Here is a 25,789-nt window from a genome sequence, read left to right as displayed (position 1 = left end):
TCAAAACTATTTAATAGATAGAAAACATGAAAAAAATAATAATATTATTCATATGCTTAACCAGTTCCATCTGGCATGTCTATGCACAAACCAAAGTTAGCGGAATTGTCAAAGATGCCCAAGGAATGGAGATGATTGGCGCTACTGTCCTTCAGAAAGGGACTAATAATGGAATAGTGACTGGTTTGGATGGCAAATTTACTCTTACATTGTCCAACGAAGCAGAACAGACAATTCTTATCTCAATGATTGGCTTTATTGAACAATCTATTGCCATAAAAAAGAATCATCCTTTTATCAATGTCACTTTAGAAGAAGATGTTGCGCAATTGGATGAAGTCGTTGTTGTAGGATATGGCACACAGAAAAAAGTATCTCTCACCGGTTCCATTTCTAATGTCGGGACGCAAGACTTGAAAAGTATGCCTGTATCAAGTGTCACAAATGCTTTAGGCGGCCGCATCCCGGGACTAGTAACCCGACAGGAAAGCGGACGTCCCGGTGGCGATCAGGCTACGATGTTTGTTCGTGGTCGCGCTTCATTGAACGATTCTAGCCCCTTGGTACTGATTGACGGGGTAGAACGCCCTATGGCACAAATCGACCCTGATGATATTGAAACCATCTCCGTGTTAAAGGATGCTTCTGCAACGGCGGTATACGGTGTACGAGGAGCAAATGGTGTGATACTGGTGACTACCCGACGAGGTCGTGAAGGAGAAACTCAAATTTCTTTCTCGTCTGAATTCGGTGTTACTTCCTTCAATCGTATATCTCAAACTCTAAGTGCAGAATCCGTTTCAAGATTCATGCGTGAAGGTGCTATCAATGACGGCTTTGACCCTTCCGATACAGGTAATACCCGAAGCCTTTTTCTTTCAGAATACGATAACTATCTCTATCGTACCCAAAAAAGTCCGTTCACACACCCGGACAATGACTTTGTAGATATGTTTACGAAGAATGGTTTCCAACAAAAATACAACGTCAACTTATCCGGTGGAAACAAGACAGTACGCTACTTTGTCTCTGTGGGATACTTTACTCAAACAGGTATGTTTGAGACAGATGTGGACAAAATTAAAGAACACGAAACGATACAAGCTCTTTTAGCAGCCTCACCAGATGTAGCAAAAGGCTTGTACAAAGAAGGCTATAATTCAGAATACAAGTACAATAGGCTCACTACCCGTTCAAATATCGATATCAATCTGACTGAAGATTTTAAAGTATCCGTGAATCTTGCTTATCGTTTCGGAAGTCAGAACCGTCCCTATGGCTACGATGCTGATGGACAGGAAGCCATGCGTTTGTTCGGTATGTTCTACCGCAATTCTCCTCAAGCATTCCCCATCTTGAATGCGAATGGTACCTATGCCGCTGCCGATGGGATATGGAGACAAAATCCACTCGTAACGTTATGTTATACAGGTTTTTTTCTTGATTTCAACAATAAGCTTGAGACAGATTTTGCTTTCAAATATAACCTAAGAAAACTGTTAAAAGGATTAAGTATAGACGGAAAGTTCTCTTACGATGCCGGTTGGAGCAATAACCGCAGCATACAGCAGCGTCCCAATATCTATCAATATAATCCTGTTAACGAAACCTATAAACAAGGGCTTGAAATGGTGTTGCCAACAAAAGCCACTAACAAAACGGCAGCTACACACCGTAAGTATATTGAAGCAGCAGTTCGCTATAAACAGTCCTTCTCCGGACATAACGTATCCGGACTGGCACTTTATAATATGAGTTACACCTCCACCCCCGGCGGACGCTATTCTTACGTGCCTCATATCTATCAGGCTTTAGTAGGACGTGTAAACTATGATTATGAAAATCGCTATCTGCTCGAAGTTAACGCAGGTTATAACGGTTCAAACCGTTTTGCGGAAGGACACCGTTATCAGCTCTTCCCTGCAGCATCAATGGGATGGGTACTGACTAATGAACCTTTCTTTAAAGAAAACCCTATCTTAAGTTTTACTAAACTACGCTTCTCTTATGGTGAAGTTGGTAATGACAAGCTGGGAGGCTTCTCTTACTATTATCGTTCAGGATATGATGAAGGATTAGGGTACACTTTTGGAGAGACACACAATCCTGCGATTAAAGGTCTGATTCAAGGAAAAAGTGCCAATGAAAACATCACATGGGAAGTTGCACGGAAATACAACTTAGGACTTGAGACAAAATGGCTGAAAGACAAAATATCTGCCAGTATCGACTTTTTTAAAGAACGTCGCAGTAACATCTTATGTGAACCGGAAAGATATTCTCAGGCAGCCGGTTCAAACGGACTGGCTCCCATAAACTATGGTGTCGTAACAAATCAGGGATATGATCTGGAAATAGGATATCAAGATCAAAAAGGAGATTTTGGATATTCCGTAAAAGGGATTTACGGATATGCCCACAATGAGATTGTAGAGAAAAGTGAATCAGTGAAACCCTATTCCTATATGTCACAAACCGGCAATCCTATCGGACAGTTTATCGGCTATATTTCCGACGGATTCTTCAGTTCTTATGAAGACATAGCAAGTTCTCCCGTTCAATTCGGACAAGTAAGCCGACCAGGAGATATTAAATACAAAGATTTGAATCATGACGGAGTGATCGATTCCAACGACCAGGCTCCTATCGGTTACAATCCGGTGCCCGAGATGACCTTCTCTCTTGCCGCCGGTTTGAACTGGAAAGGATTTGATTTTAGCATATTACTTCAGGGAGCTGCCCGTTCATCTATCTATCTGCAACAAGATATTGCATGGGATAATTTCTGGGGGAATTATTACGAAGAGCATATCGGAAGATGGACACCGGAGACAGCGGCAACAGCAACATATCCACGTTTCACAAAAGCAGCCACTGCCGCACATCCTAATTATTATAAATCCGACTATTGGTTGAAAGACTCCAAATACTTGCGTCTGAAAAACATTCAGTTAGGCTACACTATACCTCGCAAACTATTGAAAAAATTCGGAGTACGTTCACTTAGAGTATATGCGAATGCCTACAATCTCTTTACATGGGATAACGTAAAAAAGGTAGACCCTGAATCATCGAACAATAGCAATGGACAATTCTATCCACAACAAAAAGTAATAAATTTTGGTATCAACCTGAATTTCTAATGTTTGAAATGAATAATTTATGAGAAAACTATTTATATCCTTTGTAACGGCTGTCCTGCTTACCAGTTGTAGTGCAGATAGCCTGATGAAAGAAACCGAACTGGATCTTACAGATACAGAGAAAGTTTATTCGGACATTACCTTGACCCGCAAAGTTGCATACGACTTGTATGCACGTATGCGCATGGGGAGAGACCGCCTGGGCAGCTTTGGCTTTTTGGCAAACATTGGCGGTTCACCTTGTATGCTTGACAACGCAACAGACGATGGAGCCGGAAATACAACCCGTGCCGGAGGTGCAGTCATTCCCGAACTCGAAAAATTTATCAAGGGAGGAATTGATGCTTCCAAAGGTTTGATTGGCGGTGACCATCCCTGGATATTCTACTATAAGGCCATTCGTTCTGCAAACACCTTCCTAAACAACGTAGACCGTTCACCTCTGGAGGATGCAGAGAAGATCTCCTTGAAAAATCAAGTACGTTTTCTGCGTGCATTGTATCACCACGAACTGTTTCGTTTCTACGGAGCATTAGTAATCGGAGACAAAGAACTCGATCCGTTGCTTTATGATGAAATCAAACGTGAATCGTTAGAGACCACCGTCCGTTGGATTACTAATGAATTCAAAGAACTTGCAGAACCGGGAGTATTGCCGGACAAATACGATGCGGCAGACTACGGAAGAGCTACCCGGGGAGCAGCCCTAGGCTATCTGGCACGCACATTACTTTATGCAGCAAGTCCCTTACACAATGCGTCCGGAGTGACCTGGAGGGAAGCTGCTGATGCTGCCTACGATATGATTGAATATTCTGACAACGGAGATTTCTATCGTTTATATGAAGATCCGACCACTCCGGAAAAGAGCTACACACGATTATTCAATACTCGTGCCAATGGTGAGGTAATCATGGGATTTCTCCGCGCACCGGCAAATGATCTTTACGGAATGATGCCTGCCTTTGACCCCTGGAATGTAAATAAGGAGCTACTGACTTGCCCGGACCAATGGTTGGTAGATTGTTATGATATGCTCGACGGTTCACAGCCCATTCTCGGTTACGAATCAAATACGAAAGCCATCATCAACCCGAATTCCGGTTACAATGAAAATTCTCCTTATGCTAACAGGGATCCCCGTTTGGCGCAAAGCATTCTATGTGATGGTGCTACCTGGCCTCTGGTCAACGGTAAGCCAGCTACAATAGACCTGTCAAAATCATATAGATGGGGAAGCGGATACTTCCTGACAAAGTTCCTGGATGACCGTATCGATCATCGAAAAGGTGGTACCACTTACATGGACTTTCCAATGATGAGATATGCAGAAATCCTGCTTGATTATGCAGAAGCCGAGAATGAAGCTGAAGATACGAACACAGCCAGAGAGAAAGCAATAGCCCAACTTAACAGGATCCGTCGCCGTGCCGGTATCACGACAGACTTACTGGCCGCAGATTATAATCAGGCAACCCTTCGGGAACGCATACGCAAAGAACGCCGTGTAGAACTTTGTTTTGAAGATCATCGATTCTTTGATATAAGAAGATGGCTGATAGCAAAAGATGTAATGAGATTACCGGCTGTCGGAATAAAGAAAATTAACGGTGAATATCAACGGGTAACTTTGGATACACGTAATTATAACGAGCGCATGAACTTGGCTCCAATACCACAGGATGAAGTTAATAACTGCCCGAATATCTACCAGAATCCGGGATACTAATCTAAATAGAATGTTTACTTAAAAAAAATAAAGTCATGAAAACAAATAGTATAATTGCATTAATTTTATCAATCAGCTCATTCGGACTATTTAGCTGTGCAGATAAATATGAAGTTGATTATGAAGCACCTGTTAAGATTGAATTTGCAGGTGTCGATCAGAACAATAGAGTATCATTAGAGAAAGGAGTTGCAGAATACACAGCAACTGTCAAAGTTCAGGGAGAAATCATGAGTTTTGAAATCTACCAGGCAGATTCTAAAACCGGAATGCAAGGAAGTCTGATAGAAGAAACTGCCCAGTCATTTGCAGACGGAACCCCTAATTATGAGACAACTTACCAGTTTACTTCTTTAAAAGAAAATGCCTGTATTACAGTAGTCGTTCTAGGTGCTGACGGTCATACGTACCAACGTAACTTATTGGTAGAGATTACTCCTTCTGTCTTATTCTCCGATCCGGATTACGGAAAAGATGGAGAAATAGTGGAAACAGCCTCGGCCTACTATGGTTGTTATTATGCAACATGGCTTCTTGGACGCACCTATATAGCTGCTGATGCCATGAAATATACAAACGAAGTAGATTTCTCACTCGGAGATGTTATCCTGTCTTCGGGAAGTGAAGCAGTACCTGCCTTTGTTTCACCAGCTAAAAGAAGTGAGTATGGTTTGATGACAATTAGCGGCTTGCAACACACATTATTTGCTGAAACCTCTTTATCACAAGCGGAGTTTAATGCAATCTCACAGGTAGATGCAACCCCAATAGAAAGTCTGGCAGATCCGACCTCCGAAGTTTTAGCTATTCAAGCAAATAAAGTTTACCTGTTCAAAACAGCCAATGGAAAGAAAGGATTGATTTGCATACAAAAAATAACAGCAAAAACAGGTACGATCGAAGTATCACCGGATAATTGGGTAGAAAACACAAAATACTCATGGGTACAATTACTGACTAAAACCATGGTAAAGTAAAGTTCCCATTTAAGATACTTTCTCCAATGATAGTATCATAGAATAATTAGAAAAATAGAGAAGTTTTTGGTTTCTACAAGCTTCTCTATTCCTGTTTTATTAACAGAAGAAAGGAGAAATCTATCATTCTACCATTTTTTTTCCTTTATTGATTAGTATTTTTCCTTCCTTCTCTGATATCTTCCCTACTTTTGTGCAACATCATGAAAAACAAAGTTAATTAAATCACAATAATTATGAACCTAAAAAAACATTTACCCTGGCTGGGAGCCCTACTCCCCATTGCTAACACACAAGCAGAAACAAAACCTAATGTAGTAATTATCTATATCGATGATATGGGTATCGGTGACATAGGTTGTTATGGAGGAAAATTCGCTCCTACTCCTAATATTGATAAATTGGCACAGGATGGACTATTATTCAACCAGTACTATTCTTCTGCACCAGTTAGTTCTCCATCCCGCTGTGGACTGACAACAGGTCTCTTTCCTCTTGAAGTGGGAATCAACACTTTCCTGAACGACAAAGCTGCTAATAAGAGATGCGAACAACGTAATTTTCTTGATGATAAGTTGCCTTCAATGGCACGTGCCTTCCAAAATGCAGGTTACTCAACCGGACACATCGGAAAATGGCACATGGGAGGCGGACGTGACGTGCACAATGCTCCTTCTATTAAGAATTACGGTTTTGACGAATACATATCAACCTACGAAAGTCCGGACCCGGACCCGACAATCACTGCAACCAAGTGGATATGGTCGGATAAAGACAGCGTAAAACGTTGGAGACGTACTGAATACTTTGTAGATAAAAGTATTGAGTTTGTAAAAAAGCACAAAGACGAACCATTCTTCCTAAACCTATGGCCGGATGATATGCATACCCCTTGGGTACCGGAATTCAAACAAAAGGAAAGAAAAAGCTGGGAAACACAAGAAGCGTTTGCTCCTGTACTTGCAGAAATGGACAAACAACTCGGACGTTTCATCAAAGCTTTGGATGAGTTGGGAGTGGGAGAAAATACAATCATTATTTTCACTAGCGACAATGGTCCCGCACCTAGCTTTAAATCTGTACGTTCCGCATATTTGAGAGGAACTAAAAATAGTCTTTATGAAGGAGGTATCCGTATGCCGTTCATCGTTAGATATCCAAAGAAAATTAAAGCCGGACAGGTAAATAACGAGTCCGTATTATGCGCTGTAGATTTATATCCGACTTTGTGTTCTGTAGCCGGAATCAAAACAGAAAAAGGTTACAAAGGTGATGGACAGAACTATGCAAAAATTCTTCTCGGTAAATCGGAAGCTAAACGCAAGACTGATTTAATGTGGGACTTCGGACGAAACAAACATTTTGGCTTTCCAGGAAATCCTTATGACAGAAGCCCTCATTTAGCTATACGCAGCGGAAAATGGAAATTATTAGTGAATGGCGACGGAAGTGATGCACAACTATATGACATGGAAAAGGACAAGTTTGAAAAGAGCAATATCGCAAGTGAGCATCCTGATCTGGTTACCAAGTTGAGCAAAAAGGTATGCCAATGGTATGCCGAAAACAAAGACAAAGGACTACAAACCTCTAATTAAACAATAATATTCATGAATTCTAAAGCTTTTATTCTGCCGGCGGCGCTAATGATAGCCGGCAACACTGCAGCAAACGCCAAAGGAAAAAAGTCTGATCAGAGACCTAATATCCTGGTAATTCTGGCGGATGACCTCGGTTATTCCGACTTGGGATGCTACGGTAGTGAAATCCACACACCTAATCTGGACAAACTGGCAAAACAAGGAGTACGTTTCAATCATTTCTATAACACCAGTCGGAGCTGTCCGACACGCGCTTCCTTATTAACAGGACTTTATCAACATCAGGCAGGAATCGGACGAATGACTTTCGATGACCACCTGCCGGGATACCGGGGTACACTATCACGCAATGCAGTTACCATTGCTGAAGTATTGAAAGAATCAGGATATGCAACCAGCATGGTAGGTAAATGGCATATCGCCGAGACTCCCTTACGCAAAGACCAACGCGAATGGCTCGCACACCACGTATACCACGAAACCTACTCTGACCTCTGTCATTATCCGGTGAATCGAGGATTTGACACCCATTATGGTACGATTTATGGAGTGGTAGATTATTTTGATCCATTCAGTCTAGTAGAAGGAGAAGTACCCGTAAAAGAAGTACCCGACGGATATTACATCACACAGGCACTTTCAGACCGTGCAGTGAAAGAAGTGAAAGAGTATGCCAAAGACGATAAACCATTCTTTATGTACCTGGCTTACACAGCACCACACTGGCCGTTGCACGCATTGCCGGAAGATATTGAGAAATACAAGGATACCTATAAAGTAGGTTGGGAAGCCATTCGTAATGCACGTTACGAACGTCAGAAACAACTGGGTATATTCCCTGACATGGATAATTTCCTGTCTGACAGACAGTTCAAAGATAAATGGGAAGATAATCCACATGCTGAATGGGATGCTCGCGCCATGGCTGTTCATGCAGCCATGATCGACCGTATGGACCAGGGAATAGGACAAGTAATCGATGCTCTGGAAAAGACAGGACAGCTTGAAAACACATTGATTCTATTCCTTTCCGATAACGGATGCAGCAATGAAAATTGTCAGAACTACTCTCCTGGAGAAAACGACCGTCCTGACATGACACGTAAAGGGGAGAAAATGGTTTATCCTCATAACAAAGAAGTACTACCCGGACCGGAAACAACTTATGCTTCACTGGGAGCACGTTGGGCAAACGTAGCCAATACACCGTTCCGTTTCTGGAAAGCTAAATCTTATGAAGGAGGTATCTGTACTCCGATGATTGCTCACTGGCCGAAAGGTATCAAGAAGAATGTCGGCAAGATGACTCCTGAAATCGGGCATGTGATGGATATTATGGCAACCTGTATCGATATGGCGGGAGCTACTTATCCTACCAAATACAAAGGAAACGACATCATTCCATTAGAAGGTAAGAGCTTGGTTCCTATTTTCAAGAACGGACATCGTGAAGGACACGACTATTTGGGATTCGAGCATTACAATGAACGTGCATTTCTTTCTAAAGATGGATGGAAGCTGGTTCGTCCGGGAGAAAACGCTAAATGGGAGTTATACAACCTGAATGAAGACCGGAGCGAAATGCATAATCTGGCAGCGCAACACCCTGAAAAAGTAGCGGAAATGACAAAAGCTTACGAAGCGTGGGCGAAACGTTGTATGGTAGAACCTTATCCGGGACAAAAAAAGAAATAAAAAGCATTCAATTGATTATTTTATAAAAGACTCCTGCCGCAATATCATAAGATATTTCCCGGCAGGAGTCTTTTTATATGCTTTATGCAATCTATCACTCCTCACCTGAAACCGGAGGCTGACCATTATATTCTTTAGGTAATACGCCATATTGCGCTTTAAAACATTTCGCAAAATAAGAAGAAGAAGTAAATCCCACCTGTGCTGCCACTTCAGAAATCCGGGTACCGCTCATAATCAGTTCAGCAGCTCTATTCATACGAAGTGTCTTCAAATAATCATTAGGTGACATTCCGGACAAAGCCTTGATCTTCCGATAGAAATTGGAACGGCTCATATTCATCTGTTCAGACAAGGTATCTATCGAAAAGTTCTCATCTGCCAGCTGTTCGGCTATCACCCCTTGTATCTTCGCAATGAATTCACAGTCTTTCTGCGACATCGCAAAGTCCGTTGTCGAAACAGCCACCGTATCCCCAGCCAGGCTCACCATCAATTTATGGAAAGACTGCCTCAACTTCAGCAAATTCTCGATCTGCATATGAAGTTGTTTGATAGAAAATGGTTTCTCCACATATACATCTGCTCCACATGTAAGTCCTTCGACTTTAGACTCCAAAGTGGTTTTTGCCGTCAATAAAATGACCGGAATATGGGAATAAGAGATTTCAGACTTCACTTTGCAACAAAGTTCCAGACCATCCATCTCCGGCATCATAACGTCGCTTACTATGACATCTACATTTTCCTGCGCAAGCACTTCAAGTGCTTCACGACCATTGGAAGCCCTCAACACACGGAACCATTCTGCCAACGACTCGCGAGTCAGATTCAATAAATCAACATTATCCTCAACCAGCAGAACCGTAAACTTCTTCCCTGAATACTCCGAAGATACAGCATCAGAAACATCCACATGTTCCGGATGCATTTCTACAATATCAGCCGTTTTCTCCGTCTCCCACTCTTTGACCGGAAGAGACAATATAAATGAAGAACCGCCTCCAACATTATCTTCCAAGTACAAATCTCCCTGGTGAGCCTCCGCCAAAGACTTTGCAAAAGCCAATCCGATACCGGTACCTACAGCCGTAGCCACCTTATCATCAGGCAGTTGATAGAAAGCTTCAAATATCTTTTGTTTCTGTTCATCCGGTATTCCGGGACCATCATCATTCACCTGTATCTCATATCCTTTATCAGTGACAACTAGTTTCAATTCAATATGCGCATGAGCATATTTGATGGCATTTCCCATCAGGTTAACAAGAATCTTACTTAATTTCTCCCGATCCACCGTAGACACCAGCTCTTGTTCTGGAACAGTCAATTGTAAATCAATTCCCTTTAATTCAGCAGGGCTTGTAAATTGGTTATAAACATCACTGACAAGTTCCTTAATATCACTCTTCTTCAAATTCAAATGCAGCGTGCCACTCTCCATTTTCTGGAAGTCAAGCAATTCATTAGTAATTCCCAACAGATAATTTACATTCTTATCTATCACAGACAGATACTTGAGATCTTTCCCTTCACGCTCTTTCTCCAACAGTTTTTCCAAGGGAAGACGTATCAAACTAAGCGGAGTACGTATCTCATGCACCAAATTGATGAAGAAGCTAATCTTCGACTTATAAACTTCCTGTTCCTTGGCAGTCTGATATTTTTCCATCCGCCGTTTATATTTGCGTTTAACGCGGAGATTCCATCGCCAGGCCATCCAGCCGATCCATCCCAATAACATGAGAACATAAACAACATAAGCCAAAGTACTACGCCACCAGGGAGGAGTAATCACCACCTTTAAAGTAGTAGTCTTCTCATTCCACTGACGGTCATTATTAGAACCTCTGACTTCGAACAGATACTCACCGGGAGGCAAATTGGTATAAGAAGCCACATTATTCTCGGTATTCATAATCCATTCCTTATCCACTCCCCGAAGTATATAAGAATATCGGTTCTTTGCCGGATCTTCAAAACTAAGAGCGACAAATCGGATGGAGAAACTGTTGTTCTCATAAGATAAAGTCACCTTATCGGCCATATAAAGCGGTTTATCCAACTGAAGCAGTTTCTTTACTTCCAGTTCATCAGTCTGATAAGGCAACCGGATGTCGGTCACATAAACCGGAGGAATGTATTTGTTATCCACAAACTGTTCGGGCTGAAATACATTAAAGCCATTTATTCCACCAAAATACAATTTTCCTTCGGATGATTTCAATGAAGATCGAGCCATAAACTGATTTCCCTGCAAACCATCATTAATCGTAAATTGTCGGAAATGATCTTTAGTGAGAGGATTAATCTTGAAAATTCCGGCATTACTGGATATCCAGAAATCACCTCCCTGATCTTGTTCAATCGCATAAATAACCTTATTAGGTAATAAGGTATTATGCGGATCAAATTCAATGAATGTTTTCGTTTTAGGATCAAAGGAACACAACCCTCCTCCATTAGTACCAAACCACATGGTTCCTTTCGCATCTTCAAACAGAGTGATGACCGAATTGCTGGTAATTGTGGTCGAGTCTTCCCGTTCATGCTGATAATGCTTCCAATGGGCATTCATCGTGTTGTAAGAAAACACACCACTATTGGAAGTCGCAATCCAAAGATGATTGTACATATCCTCATATATATCGACAACAGAAACCATTGAACCGACACTTGTGATAGTCATAAAGTTATCTTTCGCAGAGTCATAACAGCATAATCCCCAACTCGTCCCTACATAGATATCTCCTTTCCGTCCTTTATAGATACATAACACATCATTGCTACAAATTGTATTCGGGATTCCACGAGAGTGAGTATAAGCCTTCACTGCTCTTGTGCGCAAATTAACAACCCGTATTCCTCCGGCATAAGTCCCGATCCATAGGTAGTCGCCGTCCAACATTAAAGAACGAATATCATATTTCTGACTTTTAGCTCCTCCAATAGCATAGGGAGAAAGCTCTTGGGTAGCAGCATTAAAGAAATACAAACCGCTTTGAGTTCCAATCCAGATATTCCCATCTTTACTCTCACAGAAAGGAGCAACCACCTCCCCTGCTCCCGGCACCCCGGACAAATAGGCAGGCGAATAATAATCAAAGCGTTTAGTTTGCTTGGACATATAGTTGATTCCTCCCAGATTGGTCAACACCCAAAGAGCTCCTTCAGCATCCCACATCATTCCATTGATGGTCTGATCGCTCAAACTTCTCGGATCCGCCGGATTATCCGCCCGCTGGAATGTGTTTGTATTCTGATTGAACAGATAAAGCCCGTTATCAGTCCCTACCAACAACTCTTTGTCCGTATACTTCAACAAGCAATGAACAGCTCCGAAATTAAACGCCGAACCACTGTAGTTATCTATAGCTTCGGTTCGTTCATCCAAGCGACTCAGCAGATTGCTTCCTGCACCAATCCAGATTTCTCCATCGATATTCTGAATGCAGTTCACCTTATAACTATCGGAGGCATTTGTTTCCAATGAGATTTCGTATGCCCGGAGAAACTTGCCATTCTCGTCAAAACACAACAATCCTTCCTGTAGAGAAGAGATATACACCCTCTTTTGATCGGCACTCTGACAAAGGTCCCACACAAAAGAAGTCTGGACACTATTTTGAGTCAACACCTCTGTTTTCGGATCATAAATAAAAAATCCCTGTCCCAAAGTCGCAATCCAGATAAGACCATTTTCCGTCTTTATAATCTTTTTAATCTCACTACTGATATATACACCATACTGCGTAGTTTTATCAAAATAAGAAAAACGATCGGTATCGCGGTCATAAATATAAAGTCCGGAGTTCGTTCCGACCCAGATAGTCTTGTCCACTTCTATCAAGGCTTCTACGAAATTATTTTCTAATGAAAATTTATCGTTGAGAACATTCCGGTACACTTTATTGCCTCGTCCGTCATAACGGTTCAATCCGTCACTGGTACCCAGCCAGATAAAGCCATAACTGTCTTGAAGGGCACACCACACGGTATTATGAGACAACCCATCCTCCACCTGGTATTTCTTGAATGAAAAATAAGGAGACGCAGATAATGTTCCGGCCCAGAAGACCAGCAAGCATATTAGTATTTTAGTTAACTTCATTCTCTGTGTGTGTTTTTAATTCAATTATCGATTCAGCCAAGGTTCAGGGTTCAGCTTTTCTTTCTCCCTGCGCAACTGGAAATGCAATACCGTCCGCCCATTATCCGTAGCGTCGGAAAAGACCTGGCCGATAGACTGCTTCGTCTTCACCGTATCACCAGCCTTAACGGAGGCAGAAGAAAGATTGCAATAAACAGAAATATAATCACCATGACGAATGAGAACGTTAAATAATCCGTTCAATTGGAATACAGCCGCCACCTTTCCATCAAAAATGGCACGTGCCTGTGCACCCGGTCTTCCCTGAATATCAATACCCTTGTTATCCAGTTTCACGTTGCGTAAGCCCTCTACAGCATATTGCCCGTAACGGCTGGTAATGATATAAGCTCCGGATATAGGCATTGGCAGTTTTCCGCGGTTAGCAGCAAAATTACCCGATAATTCCCGATCCGCCTTGCTCATGGTATAAGCATCAAGAGGTTTCGATTTCGCAGCCGCTTCCGTTGCAGTGGATTTCCCCTCCTTACTTTCCTCTTTCTTACGTGCAGCGGCTTCACGACGGGCTTCTTCCTGTGCACGCTTACGGGCACGTTCTATTTCTTCCGCAATTAATTTATCAATACGGGCATTCAGTTGATTGGCTTCCCTGCGTTTTTTATTAATCTCATTCTGCAATCCTTTCTGTTTCTTTTGCAGATTAGTCACCAACGTACGCTTCTCCTTTTCCTGTTCCTCCAGCTTGACCTTTTCGCTCTCGCGTTCCTGCAGCAGGCTCTCCTTGGCAGCTTTCACCTGTTGCCGTTCCGCTTTCTTCTTGCGTATCTGTTCTTGTTTCTTCAGGATTTCCTCCCCTTGCAGACGTTGATAAGTAGCATATTCACGGACATAGCGCATACGGCGGTAAGTCTGTCCCAAGTTCTTTGCCGAAAAAATAAACATCAGCTTCTCCTCTATCGACTTATTCTTATACAAGTACTGGACAGAAGCTTCATATTTCTTCTTTTTATCTTTCAAATCCTTCTCCAACCCTCTCAACTGACGTTCCAATGACGCCAGTTCACGCTGGATAGCTTCCACATCATTGTTTATAGCCATGATATAGCGTTTCCGTTCTTCAATCTGCCCCGTCAACACAGCCAAGCTGTTCAACTGGCTTCCCACATCTTTCTTTGTATTCTTCAATATAGATTCCGATTCGGCAATCTGTTTTTGCAGCGTGCCGCGTTTACTTTCCAGCTCACGAATCAACTTGTTCGATTGAGCGAAAAGAGGAACTGCCAACCAAAGGCAACTGATTAGAATAACAAAGAAACGTTTCATCATAATAAAGCTACCAGCATTTTTACTAATTCTTCCAAAGGAATTTGGTTATACTTAGACGTCAGTTCCGTCGGAGTCATTGAAAACTCCTGTGTCGAAAACTCATAAAGTTGAACTTTAGCCTTTTCCAATGAGGGGATTCCTATATCCTTTCCTGTCAGTTCTGTCTTTCCGCCAGGAAGAGAAGCATCCATCAATATCTTTTCCAAACGGGAGAATTCCACATTCTTCGATAACACATTCTTCAATTCAGCCTTTGTTGCACGAACGAAGCGTTTATTCATCCGGTCTACAAGCAGCACTTCGTCGGGAGTTACTTCTATACGTGCCACTTCCGTACGGAGAATAGGCATCAATAAGGAGATTTGTACCCGCTCATGAGTTTTCATTTTTAGGGTTCCCCCTACAGACATACTCCCCTTCTTACCGGGAATGGTCAATTGAAGCTTGGAAGCCAAATAACTGGAGGTCTGCGTCTTTGTCGAAGTCTTAGTTTCCGAGGTCGCTAAATGCTTCGAACTCTTACAGCCTGCCAACACTACCACCACCAACAATAGATAAACTATTCTTTTCATTCCGCAATATATTTCTTCTTTTCTATTTTCTGTTTCAACATCTTCGACTCGCTACCCATTTCCAGTGCCTTCTTCCAGTATTTCAACGCACCTTCCACATCACCGGTCATAAAATAAATATCTCCGCAATGCTCCACAATCACATCACTTTTCTCACCATCGTTCTTCATCGCATTATCAATGTAGATACGGGCTTCGGCATAGTTTCCCTTTTCGAAAAGAATCCAGGCATAAGTGTCGAGATAGGTTGAATTATTAGGTTCAGCTTTCACCGTTTTGTAACTCATCTCCTCCGCTTTGTCCAAATCACGACGTTCCACAGACAGATAATAAGCATAATTATTTAATGCGCCAATATTGGAAGGATTATATACCAAAGCCGAATCGTAAGCAGCATAAGCCTCCGCCATCTGTTTCTTGGTATGATAAATATCCCCCATGATAGAATAAAAATCTGAAACGACTTCTTTCCTCGTATCAGGAGCTATATGTTCCAATGCTCTATTACAAACACTCAATACACTATCTCCCTGTTCTGCCTGATGATAAGCGATAGCCAGATAATAATAAAGTTCCAACGCATCCGGAGTGGCTTCAATGCCCGGTTCGCAGACCTTGATAATTTGCTTGTAATCTTCCTTCTTCACCGCCGCACTGACTAGCATCAAACGGGCAGCCTTATTAGTAGGATCCAGATCAACCACCTGCTCCAATACCGGCACAGCTTCCTGTTCCATATTCTTCGACAACAGGTATTGAGAATAAAGCATCGGTATCTGCGGATCATCCATATCCTGCTTCATCATCCGGTCAAACAACTCAATCACCTGAGTGCTATCTTTAGCGGATGACTGTTCATTTTCCGCAATCACCTGTCTCATGACACTGATTTTAGTATCAGAAGTCACCTTTTTGTTCAATAACAACGTATCCAGTTGCTGTTGATACAATTCTTTCTGACCGGTCTGTTCATAATAAGAAGCCATCGAGAAAAGAGCCATCGGATTATCAGGTTCTACAGCCAGAACTTTCTGGTATACATCATAAGCTTCCTGCTTTTTCCCATTCTGAAGATATACATCTCCCAGGATCACCTGATAACGCATATCCATCGGATATTCCTGTACCAGACTTTCTATTTCCTGAAATGCTTTCTTATCATCTTTCATCTGAAGATAAATCCGGAATTTCTCCATAGACAGCTGCTCATTCTTACCCAGACGTTTCTCTAAACGGTTCAATGTGGAAATGACATCATTATACTTCTCCTGGCGACTGTAAATATCAAGAAGGCTGAACAAAGGGTCCTGTTTCGACGGGAAACGGGTGACCATCTTCTCAAGCAAAGCCGCAGCCTTATCCAATTCATTTTGTTGCTGATACAGACTGACCAATCCCTGACTATACCAATAGTTATCAGGCGCAAAAGCCACTGCCTGCTCCAGAGCAGCCTGACCTTGCGGCACCTGGCGAAGGAACATATAATATTGCGATATTTCATAAAGCGCAGAAGAAGCAGTGGGGTTGATATCCAGACAATGCTGTAGCAATCCAAATGCCGCATCATACTCATTCTTTCCTTTCATCCGCATGGCTTCCAAGAAGAAGTAGTCATATTTACGCTGTTGTTCAGCAGAAAGCCATGTTTCCTTCATCAAAGAAGCTCCATCTGCTTTCGCTGTTGTTTTTGCTGTACGCACAGACCGGATTCCCCCACACGAAGTGAGCATCAATACCGTCACGAACAGCCATCCTATTTTTATCTTCATTCTATTTTCTCCATTAAGCATTCATCATACTCCGGTATGTCCGAAACCACCGGCTCCCCGTTCTGTTTCATCCAGCACCTCTACTTCCTGCCATGCAGGCTGTTCGTGCTTCGCTATCACCATCTGCGCGATACGTTCACCGTCTTCAATCACAAACGTTTCAGAGGAGAGATTGACTAAAATGATACAAACTTCCCCACGATAATCCGCATCAATCGTACCCGGAGAATTGAGCACCGTAATCCCTTTCTTGATTGCCAGTCCGCTACGTGGACGAACCTGTGCCTCAAATCCCTTCGGCAAGGCGATATACAGTCCTGTCGGCACCAGACAACGTTGCAACGGTTCCAGTGTGATAGGTTCAGAAAGATTAGCACGGATATCCATTCCTGCGGACAATTCAGTGGCATAAGCCGGAAGCGGATGCTTCGATTTATTGATAACTTGAATATTCATAAATGCATGTTTACTATTTAACGGGCGAAAATACACATTTTGAACTGAAAAATAGTTAAGTTTGCAGTTAAATAATGTACCGTTCCCTAAATTGTAAATAGTAAATATAGTCAAATCGTAAATAAAATGATGAATTGGAACCAATTAATATCAGCGAAACGTTTCGGAATGGAAGAATTCCATGAGGAACGACAGGAAAACCGATCCGAATTCCAACGGGACTATGACCGTCTTATTTTTTCGGCTCCTTTCCGCAGATTACAGAACAAAACGCAAGTATTCCCTCTACCGGGCAGCGTTTTTGTACACAACCGCCTTACGCACAGTCTCGAAGTCGCCAGCGTCGGTCGTTCACTCGGGGACGATGTTGCCAAAGCACTTCTGGAACGTCATCCGGAACTTCAGGATTCTTTCCTGCCGGAGATCGGCTCTATCGTTTCAGCCGCTTGCCTGGCACACGATTTGGGCAACCCGCCTTTCGGTCATTCAGGCGAAAAGGCCATTTCCACTTTTTTCTCTGAAGGGAAAGGAGTTCGTCTGAAAGAGAAACAGCCCGACGGAGAGCAACTTTCTCCGATGGAATGGGAAGATTTGACACATTTTGAAGGAAATGCAAATGCCTTCCGGATACTTACACATCAGTTCGAGGGACGTCGCAAAGGCGGATTCGTTCTAACATACACCACCTTGGCTTCTATTGTAAAATACCCCTTTTCATCGAGCCTTGCAGGAACAAAATCCAAGTTTGGCTTTTTCGTCAGCGAAGAAGAAAGCTTCCACAAAATTGCAACAGAATTAGGACTGATATTGCTCAACGAACATCCTTTGAAGTATGCGCGCCACCCGTTAGTTTATTTGGTTGAAGCAGCAGACGACATTTGCTATCAGATGATGGATATTGAGGATGCATATAAACTGAAGATTCTTACCACAGAAGAAACCAAGGAGCTATTAATGGCCTATTTCAGCGAAGAACGACAGGAACATCTCCGGAAAACATTCCTGATCGTCAACGATGTCAACGAGCAAATCGCCTACCTGCGTTCTTCCGTCATCGGTTTATTAATCCGGGAGTGTACCCGTGTCTTTTTAGATCATGAACAAGAAATACTGTCCGGCACGTTCGAAGGATCACTGATCAAGCGCATAGCCGAGCGTCCGGCAGCAGCCTATAAACACAGCGTCGAAGTATCTATCAACAAAATCTACCGTTCACGGGATGTACTGGACATCGAGCTGGCGGGGTTCCGCATCATCAGCACCTTACTAGAATTGATGATAGATGCCGTAACTTCACCCGAAAAGGCTTATTCCAAACTCCTGATCGACCGGGTTTCCAGCCAATACAATATAAAATCGCCCGTACTCTATGAAAGAATACAGGCGGTACTTGACTATATATCTGGAATGACCGATGTCTTTGCTCTTGATCTTTATCGTAAAATTAACGGGAACAGTCTGCCTGCGGTGTAACCACTTTAGGAGTAAACACTTCTTCCCCTCCACAAGAAGACAATCTCAACGCATCCGGATGGCTTTCAATAAACGTCTGGATGTGTCGAATCCGTTTATCCTCGAGAATTTCGTCTACAGCAATCAGAATACCGGTTTCTTCCACATCGCCGAATTCATAATTGATAGCTGTTCCGAACATACGCATCGTAGGGCTTAGGCTCATATATGCATTTACCAACGGAGGTATATTATACCCCAGTTTACGGATTTCACAATTCAATATTTTATAGTCTTCCTTGAAAGAATGCTTGCAGAAGAGAGATTTCAACTCTGCCTCGGAAGTTTCAAGTTTCAGAGGCTCGATCGGAGTGACAAGTTTCTCTTTGTCATAAAAATGCTTCTTAAGGAAATGAAGAATCATATCACGCCCACGACGATGATAGCTCGGATACATGGTCACTTTACCAAAGAAATATTTCACATTCGGCATAACCACGGTCAACGCTCCCAATCCATCCCACAAGTTATCTAAGGCAAACAAACCTTTGCTTCCGGCACGGGTAGACTGATATTCAAGCGTAACGAACGAACGCCCCAATTCAATTGTCTGCGGCAAGTATTCTTTAATAAAAGCATCAGAAAAATGAAACATATGGGAAGTAGCCAGAATCGGAGCACCTTTTTCATCAAAACGCACGTCCGTACCTAGCAAATACCGGTAACCACCCAGAATTTCTTCCGCTTCCGGATTCCATACAATCAACTGCTTATAGGGGTGTTCCATCGTGTCGTATTCATCGATATCCATTGACAGACCTGTACCTCCACCAGCAGCACGGAAAGCTATCTCACGCAAACGACCAATCTCTCTCATTACATTAGGAGCATTCTGATGAGTAATAATATAAATCTGATTATTACTCTTATTCGTCATTCGTAAGCGCCTGTCTTCCGTCAATTCTGCTTTTAGCAGTTCTTTGCTTACCGGTTTAATAATCTCTTCCATATTCCTTGTTATAGTTGTTCTATCAGTTACAGTTTATAAACAATATCCTTTACGTATTCAGCCCACTGCGCAGGAGTTTTCGATTTATCAAAAGTCTGCCAGGGTATGGGCTTTCCAAAAGTGACAGTAAAAGTTTTGTGGCGATTCTTAAACATTTCATCCGCAAGATACAACATAGCAATGTTAAACTTAATGCCCAGTGCCTTGCAAACATTTGCCAGATTGTAAAAGAAGTCAGAATTCCTACCCCCAAAATGCACGGGTATTACATCACGTTTTGTTTGTATGCTCTTTACTACAAATGTCTTTTTCCATTCCACGTCACGAATGACTCCATTGTGACGGCGCGAACACAGTCCGGCAGGAAACATAATCAACTGATCGTCGGAATGGAATCCGGCTTCCACCATCTTCGGGAAATCCTTTGCTTGCTTGCCGGTTTTATTAATAGGTATGCAAAGGGGAGCCAGCCCGCGTAGATTCATCAACAAATCATTCACCAGGTATTTCACTTTCCCATCATAATGTTTTCCTAACACATAACCAAGCGCAACACCATCCTGTCCGCCCAGCGGATGATTGGAAACAAAAGTGTACAGACCATCCTTAGGCAAATTCTCAATGCCTTTTACATCCACTTTCGCATCCAGAAAATCCATACACGCTTCCAGAAAGTCCACTCCCAGTTTATCCTTCGACTCATTCAGGAATACATTAATTTCATCCTGATGAATAATTTTCTTCAAGTAAGAAATCACGAACTTAGGGACGTACTTATAACGCTTCGGAGCCTTTGTCCGAAGTATCTTATCGACATCGATCAAAAATAAAGAGTCATCAGTCATTCTTTTCAAATAAAAATGATGGCACAAAATTAACGGTTCTTTTTTATTAATCGCAATAATTTGGTAGAAAATGCAGGATTTAAGTTCAGAAGATAAAAAAACACCACCCAAAAACTATCAAAAATGACCTAAAAACTATCCGCGGATAGTTTTCGGGTAAAAAGACGTCTGTTTTTCCCCTACCGGGTTTCAGAAATTCATGTAAACTTGCAACATCGAAAATAACAAACGAATATTCACCTTTAAAAAGCAACACATTATGAAAAGTTTAAGCTTCAGAAAAGATTTAGTAGGAGTACAAGATGAATTACTACGCTTCGCTTATAAACTGACAACTGACCGTGAAGAAGCAAACGATTTGTTGCAGGAGACATCATTAAAAGCATTAGATAATGAAGATAAATATACCCCTGATACAAATTTCAAAGGATGGATGTATACCATCATGCGCAATATATTCATAAACAACTACCGCAAGGTAGTCCGCGACCAGACATTCATCGACCAGACTGACAATCTTTATCATCTGAATTTGCCACAGGACGGAAGTTCTGAAAATACAGAAAGAGCATACGACCTGAAAGAGATGCACCGTGTAGTCAACAAACTCCCCAAAGAATACAGGGTCCCGTTCGCGATGCACGTTTCAGGATTCAAATACCGTGAAATTGCGGAAAAATTGAACCTGCCGTTGGGTACAGTGAAAAGCCGTATTTTCTTCACGCGCCAGAAATTACAGGAAGAATTGAAAGACTTCCGCTAAACCTTAACTATATAAAACTTAGTGATTTTGAGTCACATATTTCTTTAATACAGATTTTTAGTTTTGATAATGATTAAAAGGCAGAAATACTCCGGTATATTCTGCCTTTTCTTTTATTGCAAAGATTAGTTGTCCGACACCCGGGTGTCAGTCTATTTATTATTGCATAGAAATAAAACTCTTTTCTCTATATTATCAAATTTTACCTATACAGACATTTTTTTCGTTCTGCGGGCACAAGCTCCCCACCAGTAAAGCATTCTCGAAGGCACATCATTTTCAAGCAAATAGACATTTAACATTCTGTTGAAAACTTCTCTGAAGTTTTTTTATGGAAAGTTGTGGGGAATTGTGGGGAATTTCATACTTTTACGGTCGCTTATTATAATAAGGTAATGATACGTTTTTTAGGAAATATTGAAGCCAGGGCGGACGCCAAAGGAAGGGTGTTCATACCCGCCACCTTCAGGAAGCAATTACAAGCCGCTTCTGAAGAGAGGCTTATTATGCGTAAAGACGTATTTCAGGACTGTTTAACCCTGTACCCCGAGAGCGTGTGGAACGAGGAGTTGAACGAGCTACGTAGTAGACTTAACAAATGGAATAGCAAACACCAACTTATTTTCAGGCAATTCGTGAGCGACGTTGAAATAGTGACACCTGATAGCAATGGGCGCATATTAATTCCGAAACGGTATTTACAGATTTGCAGTATCCATGGGGATATCCGCTTTATCGGCATCGACAACAAGATAGAGATCTGGGCGAAAGAACGGGCAGAACAGCCTTTCATGTCACCCGAAGAGTTCGGTGCAGCATTAGAAGAAATTATGAACGATGATAATAGACAAGATGGAGAAAGATGAATTGACATATCACGTACCTGTATTGCTGAAAGAAAGCGTTGACGGTATGAATATCCAACCGGATGGAACGTATGTAGACGTCACATTCGGAGGAGCGGGACATTCGCGCGAGATCCTTTCACGGCTCGGAGAAGGCGGACGTCTGCTGGGTTTCGACCAGGACGAGGACGCTGAACGGAACATTGTCAACGATACTCATTTCATCTTCGTGCGCAGTAACTTCCGCTATCTGCACAACTTCCTGCGTTATCACGACATCGAGCAGGTAGATGCGATTCTGGCCGACCTCGGCGTATCTTCCCATCATTTCGACGATAGCGAGCGTGGCTTCTCCTTCCGTTTTGACGGGGCACTGGATATGCGCATGAACAAGCGTGCCGGAATGACAGCAGCAGATATCGTGAATACTTATGATGAAGAACGCCTTGCAAACATCCTCTACCTGTATGGAGAACTAAAGAATAGCCGCAAACTGGCTTCTGTCATCGTTAAAGCCAGAAGCGGACAGTATATCCGGACCATCGGTGAATTTTTGGAAATCATCAAACCGCTTTTCGGTCGTGAACGCGAAAAGAAAGAGTTGGCAAAAGTGTTCCAGGCACTGCGAATTGAAGTAAATCAAGAGATGGAAGCATTGAAGGAGATGTTGCAGGCTGCTACGGAGGCATTAAAGCCGGGCGGCAGACTGGTAGTTATCACCTATCATTCGTTGGAAGACCGTATGGTGAAAAACATCATGAAGACAGGCAATGTAGAAGGAAAAGCGGAAACCGACTTCTTCGGCAATCTGCAAACACCTTTCCGCCTTGTCAACAATAAGGTAATCGTTCCCGACGAAGCAGAAATAGAACGAAACCCGCGGTCGAGAAGTGCCAAATTACGAATTGCAGAAAAGAAGTAAAAAGATATGGAAGAAGAAGTAGTAAATAAGAAAGCAGAAGAGGGCAAGAAGAAAAAACGTACCTCACTGAAGAGTATTCTGGGTGGAGACATTCTGGCTACCGATTTTTTCCGCCGTCAAACGAAGTTGCTGGTACTTATCATGGTATTTATCATCTTCTATATTCATAATCGCTATGCCAGTCAACAACAGCAGATCGAAATAGACCGGCTGAAAAAAGAATTGACAGATATTAAATATGACGCGCTGACACGCAGTTCGGAGCTAATGGAAAAGAGCCGCCAGTCGCGCATTGAAGATTATATATCAAGTAAGGAAAGCGATTTGCAGACATCGACGAATCCTCCCTACCTTATTAAATAAGTGAGAGTGGATAGTTGATAAATGATAGTTAAAAAAGAAAGGCGCTGTGGCAGTTAATAAAAAGAACATAATGACCCGTTACTTCTTCGTCATCCTGTTGATGGCGTTAATAGGAGTAGCTATTGTTGTAAAAGCGGGCATCACCATGTTTGCCGAACGACAATACTGGCAGGATGTGGCTGATCGTTTCGTAAAAGAAAATGTGACGGTGAAACCCAATCGTGGAAACATTATTTCTTCTGACGGTAAACTAATGGCCAGTTCTCTGCCCGAATACAGAATATATATGGACTTTATGTCTGGTGAAAAAGATGAAAAACGCAGGCAGAAAGATCAGGCACGACGTGATTCTATCCTCAACGCGAACATGGATTCTATCTGTATCGGACTTCACAAGATATTCCCGGACAAGAGCGTGGCACAATTCAAGGCACATCTCAAAAAAGGACGCCAGGCAAAAAGCCGCAATTATCTGATTTATCCGAAACGTATCTCCTATATACAATATAAAGAGGTAAAGAGACTACCTGTGTTCTGTTTGAACCGGTATAAAGGCGGATTCAAAGAACAGGCTTACAATCAGCGTAAGAAACCGTTCGGTTCACTGGCTGCCCGTACATTGGGAGACGTGTATGCAGACACAGCCAAAGGAGCGAGAAATGGTATCGAGCTTGCTTTCGACACCATCCTGAAAGGACGGGACGGATTGACACACCGTCAAAAGGTGATGAACAAATACCTGAACATTGTCGATGTGCCGCCGGTTGACGGTTGCGATCTGATTAGTACTATCGACGTAGGTATGCAGGATATTTGCGAGAAAGCGTTGGTGGATAAACTAAAAGAATTGAATGCCAGTGTGGGTGTGGTGGTATTGATGGAAGTAGCTACCGGAGAGGTGAAAGCCATCGTCAACATGATGCAAGGCAAAGATGGTGAATACTACGAAATGCGCAACAATGCCATCAGCGATATGCTTGAGCCGGGGTCTACTTTCAAAACTGCCTCTATCATGGTAGCTCTTGAAGACGGAAAGATCACTCCGGACTATGTGGTAGACACCGGTAACGGACAGATGCCGATGTACGGACGTGTCATGAAAGACCACAACTGGCATCGCGGAGGATACGGAAAACTGACTGTCACGGAAATCCTGGGAGTGTCGTCCAACGTCGGTACCTCTTATATAATAGACCATTTCTACGGCAGCAACCCGCAGAAATTTGTAGACGGATTGAAACGGATGAGCATCGACCAACCGTTACACCTGCAAATTTCGGGAGAAGGAAAACCGAATATACGCGGTCCGAAAGAACGTTATTTTGCAAAGACAACTTTGCCGTGGATGAGTATCGGCTACGAGACACAGGTTCCGCCGATCAATATTCTCACATTCTATAATGGGATAGCCAACAATGGAGTCACCGTACGTCCGAAGTTTGTCAGAGCTGCCGTGAAAGATGGGGAAATCGTGAAAGAATATCCGACAGAGGTGATCAATCCCAAGATTTGTTCGGATAAGACTTTGGCACAGATCCGTGAGATTCTCCGGAAAGTGGTCGGTGAAGGACTTGCCAAACCTGCGGGAAGCAAGCAGTTCCACGTTTCAGGAAAAACAGGAACGGCGCAGATCTCACAGGGAGCAGCCGGATACAAAACGGGAAGAACGAATTATCTGGTTAGTTTTTGCGGATATTTCCCGTCAGAAGCGCCTAAATATAGCATGATTGTCTCTATCCAGAAACCGGGATTACCGGCTTCGGGAGGTTTGATGGCAGGTAGTGTGTTCAGCAAGATTGCAGAAAGGGTGTATGCCAAAGACCTGCGGTTACCGCTGACCAATGCGATTGATACTAATTCCGTAGTCATTCCGAATGTAAAAGCCGGAGAGATGCGCGAAGCGCAACGGGTATTGGAAGAGCTGCAGATTAATGTACAAGGCAAAATTGCTGATTCGGGCAAAGAAGTTTGGGGAAATACCCATTCTGCCCCACAAGCTGTAGTTCTTGAAAGCCGGAGCAATATGCAGAATTTTGTACCCAGTGTGATAGGTATGGGAGCGAAAGACGCTGTGTACTTGTTGGAAAGCAAAGGATTGAAAGTCAACCTGGTCGGCGTGGGCAAAGTAAAAAGCCAGTCGATAGCCAACGGAACGATTGTAAAGAAAGGACAGACGGTGACGCTTACGCTTCATTAAAAATTAAAGATTAA

General features: G+C 42.6%; 18 protein-coding genes. 11 read left to right on the top strand and 7 right to left on the bottom strand.

Going from position 1 to position 25,789, the window contains the following annotated elements; all coding sequences use genetic code 11:
- Positions 1-26: 26 nt before the first annotated feature.
- The 5 genes from AAHJ11_RS21200 to AAHJ11_RS21180 all read left to right on the top strand — a co-directional run bounded on the left by AAHJ11_RS21200 (position 27) and on the right by AAHJ11_RS21180 (position 9,145).
- Positions 27-3,143: a SusC/RagA family TonB-linked outer membrane protein gene (locus AAHJ11_RS21200; protein WP_148364138.1), complete on the top strand. Its 3,117-nt coding sequence runs from the start codon at positions 27-29 to the stop codon at positions 3,141-3,143.
- A gap of 19 nt (positions 3,144-3,162) precedes the next feature.
- A complete protein-coding gene (locus AAHJ11_RS21195; RefSeq protein ID WP_195648895.1) occupies positions 3,163-4,872 on the top strand; it encodes a RagB/SusD family nutrient uptake outer membrane protein in 1,710 nt (569 codons plus the stop codon).
- A gap of 35 nt (positions 4,873-4,907) precedes the next feature.
- Positions 4,908-5,849, top strand: a complete 942-nt coding sequence (locus AAHJ11_RS21190; RefSeq protein ID WP_320996081.1) for a hypothetical protein — start codon at positions 4,908-4,910, stop codon at positions 5,847-5,849.
- Positions 5,850-6,085: 236 nt separating this feature from the next.
- The gene (locus tag AAHJ11_RS21185; protein ID WP_320996080.1) at positions 6,086-7,447 is read left to right on the top strand and encodes a sulfatase-like hydrolase/transferase; all 1,362 of its coding nucleotides are present in this window, start codon (positions 6,086-6,088) and stop codon (positions 7,445-7,447) included.
- Positions 7,448-7,459: 12 nt separating this feature from the next.
- Entirely contained in the window at positions 7,460-9,145 is a 1,686-nt protein-coding gene (locus tag AAHJ11_RS21180; protein WP_148364142.1) for an arylsulfatase, read from the top strand.
- A gap of 94 nt (positions 9,146-9,239) precedes the next feature.
- Here the strand turns inward: AAHJ11_RS21180 and AAHJ11_RS21175 are convergent, their stop codons facing one another.
- Genes AAHJ11_RS21175 through dut form a run of 5 tightly spaced genes read right to left on the bottom strand, consistent with a single transcriptional unit; the run spans position 9,240 to position 17,379 of the window.
- A complete protein-coding gene (locus AAHJ11_RS21175) occupies positions 9,240-13,256 on the bottom strand; it encodes a two-component regulator propeller domain-containing protein (protein WP_413580082.1) in 4,017 nt (1,338 codons plus the stop codon).
- Between the two features lie 24 nt (positions 13,257-13,280).
- Positions 13,281-14,582 (bottom strand): murein hydrolase activator EnvC family protein, encoded by a 1,302-nt coding sequence (locus AAHJ11_RS21170; RefSeq protein WP_148364144.1) that lies wholly within the window; start codon positions 14,580-14,582, stop codon positions 13,281-13,283.
- On the bottom strand, positions 14,579-15,154 hold the full coding sequence (locus AAHJ11_RS21165; RefSeq protein ID WP_148364145.1) for a DUF4292 domain-containing protein: 576 nt from the start codon (positions 15,152-15,154) through the stop codon (positions 14,579-14,581). Before AAHJ11_RS21165 ends, AAHJ11_RS21170 begins: the two co-directional genes overlap by 4 nt.
- Positions 15,151-16,923, bottom strand: a complete 1,773-nt coding sequence (locus AAHJ11_RS21160) for a tetratricopeptide repeat protein (protein ID WP_148364146.1) — start codon at positions 16,921-16,923, stop codon at positions 15,151-15,153. Before AAHJ11_RS21160 ends, AAHJ11_RS21165 begins: the two co-directional genes overlap by 4 nt.
- A gap of 24 nt (positions 16,924-16,947) precedes the next feature.
- Entirely contained in the window at positions 16,948-17,379 is a 432-nt protein-coding gene (gene dut / locus AAHJ11_RS21155; RefSeq protein WP_004307331.1) for a dUTP diphosphatase, read from the bottom strand.
- Between the two features lie 126 nt (positions 17,380-17,505).
- Here dut and AAHJ11_RS21150 point away from each other — a divergent pair, with 126 nt between their 5' ends.
- Complete coding sequence (locus AAHJ11_RS21150) at positions 17,506-18,852, top strand: deoxyguanosinetriphosphate triphosphohydrolase (RefSeq protein WP_148364147.1); 1,347 nt, start codon at positions 17,506-17,508, stop codon at positions 18,850-18,852.
- Here AAHJ11_RS21150 and AAHJ11_RS21145 read toward each other — a convergent pair.
- Positions 18,824-19,840 carry a GNAT family N-acetyltransferase gene (locus AAHJ11_RS21145; protein ID WP_148364148.1) on the bottom strand — a complete coding sequence of 339 codons (1,017 nt, stop codon included), beginning with the start codon at positions 19,838-19,840 and terminating at the stop codon, positions 18,824-18,826. The genes AAHJ11_RS21150 and AAHJ11_RS21145 overlap by 29 nt on opposite strands.
- A 26-nt stretch (positions 19,841-19,866) precedes the next feature.
- A complete protein-coding gene (locus tag AAHJ11_RS21140; protein ID WP_148364149.1) occupies positions 19,867-20,685 on the bottom strand; it encodes a 1-acyl-sn-glycerol-3-phosphate acyltransferase in 819 nt (272 codons plus the stop codon).
- A gap of 259 nt (positions 20,686-20,944) precedes the next feature.
- Here AAHJ11_RS21140 and AAHJ11_RS21135 point away from each other — a divergent pair, with 259 nt between their 5' ends.
- From AAHJ11_RS21135 to AAHJ11_RS21115, 5 genes are all read left to right on the top strand, one after another.
- The gene (locus AAHJ11_RS21135) at positions 20,945-21,448 is read left to right on the top strand and encodes an RNA polymerase sigma factor (protein WP_004298201.1); all 504 of its coding nucleotides are present in this window, start codon (positions 20,945-20,947) and stop codon (positions 21,446-21,448) included.
- A 395-nt stretch (positions 21,449-21,843) separates the two neighbouring features.
- Entirely contained in the window at positions 21,844-22,314 is a 471-nt protein-coding gene (gene mraZ, locus AAHJ11_RS21130) for a division/cell wall cluster transcriptional repressor MraZ (protein WP_004307337.1), read from the top strand.
- Complete coding sequence (gene rsmH, locus AAHJ11_RS21125; RefSeq protein WP_148364255.1) at positions 22,301-23,215, top strand: 16S rRNA (cytosine(1402)-N(4))-methyltransferase RsmH; 915 nt, start codon at positions 22,301-22,303, stop codon at positions 23,213-23,215. The genes mraZ and rsmH overlap by 14 nt, the downstream gene beginning before the upstream one ends.
- Positions 23,216-23,221: 6 nt before the next feature.
- The gene (locus tag AAHJ11_RS21120) at positions 23,222-23,578 is read left to right on the top strand and encodes an FtsL-like putative cell division protein (protein WP_148364150.1); all 357 of its coding nucleotides are present in this window, start codon (positions 23,222-23,224) and stop codon (positions 23,576-23,578) included.
- 70 nt (positions 23,579-23,648) lie between these two features.
- A complete protein-coding gene (locus AAHJ11_RS21115; protein WP_195648970.1) occupies positions 23,649-25,775 on the top strand; it encodes a penicillin-binding protein in 2,127 nt (708 codons plus the stop codon).
- The last annotated feature ends 14 nt before the right edge of the window (positions 25,776-25,789 follow it).

Source organism: Bacteroides sp. 90-K9/2 (genome assembly GCF_047310725.1).
GTDB lineage: Bacteria > Bacteroidota > Bacteroidia > Bacteroidales > Bacteroidaceae > Bacteroides > Bacteroides vicugnae.
Note: the sequence above shows the minus strand (reverse complement) of the source record. Positions and strands in the feature narration are given on the sequence as shown.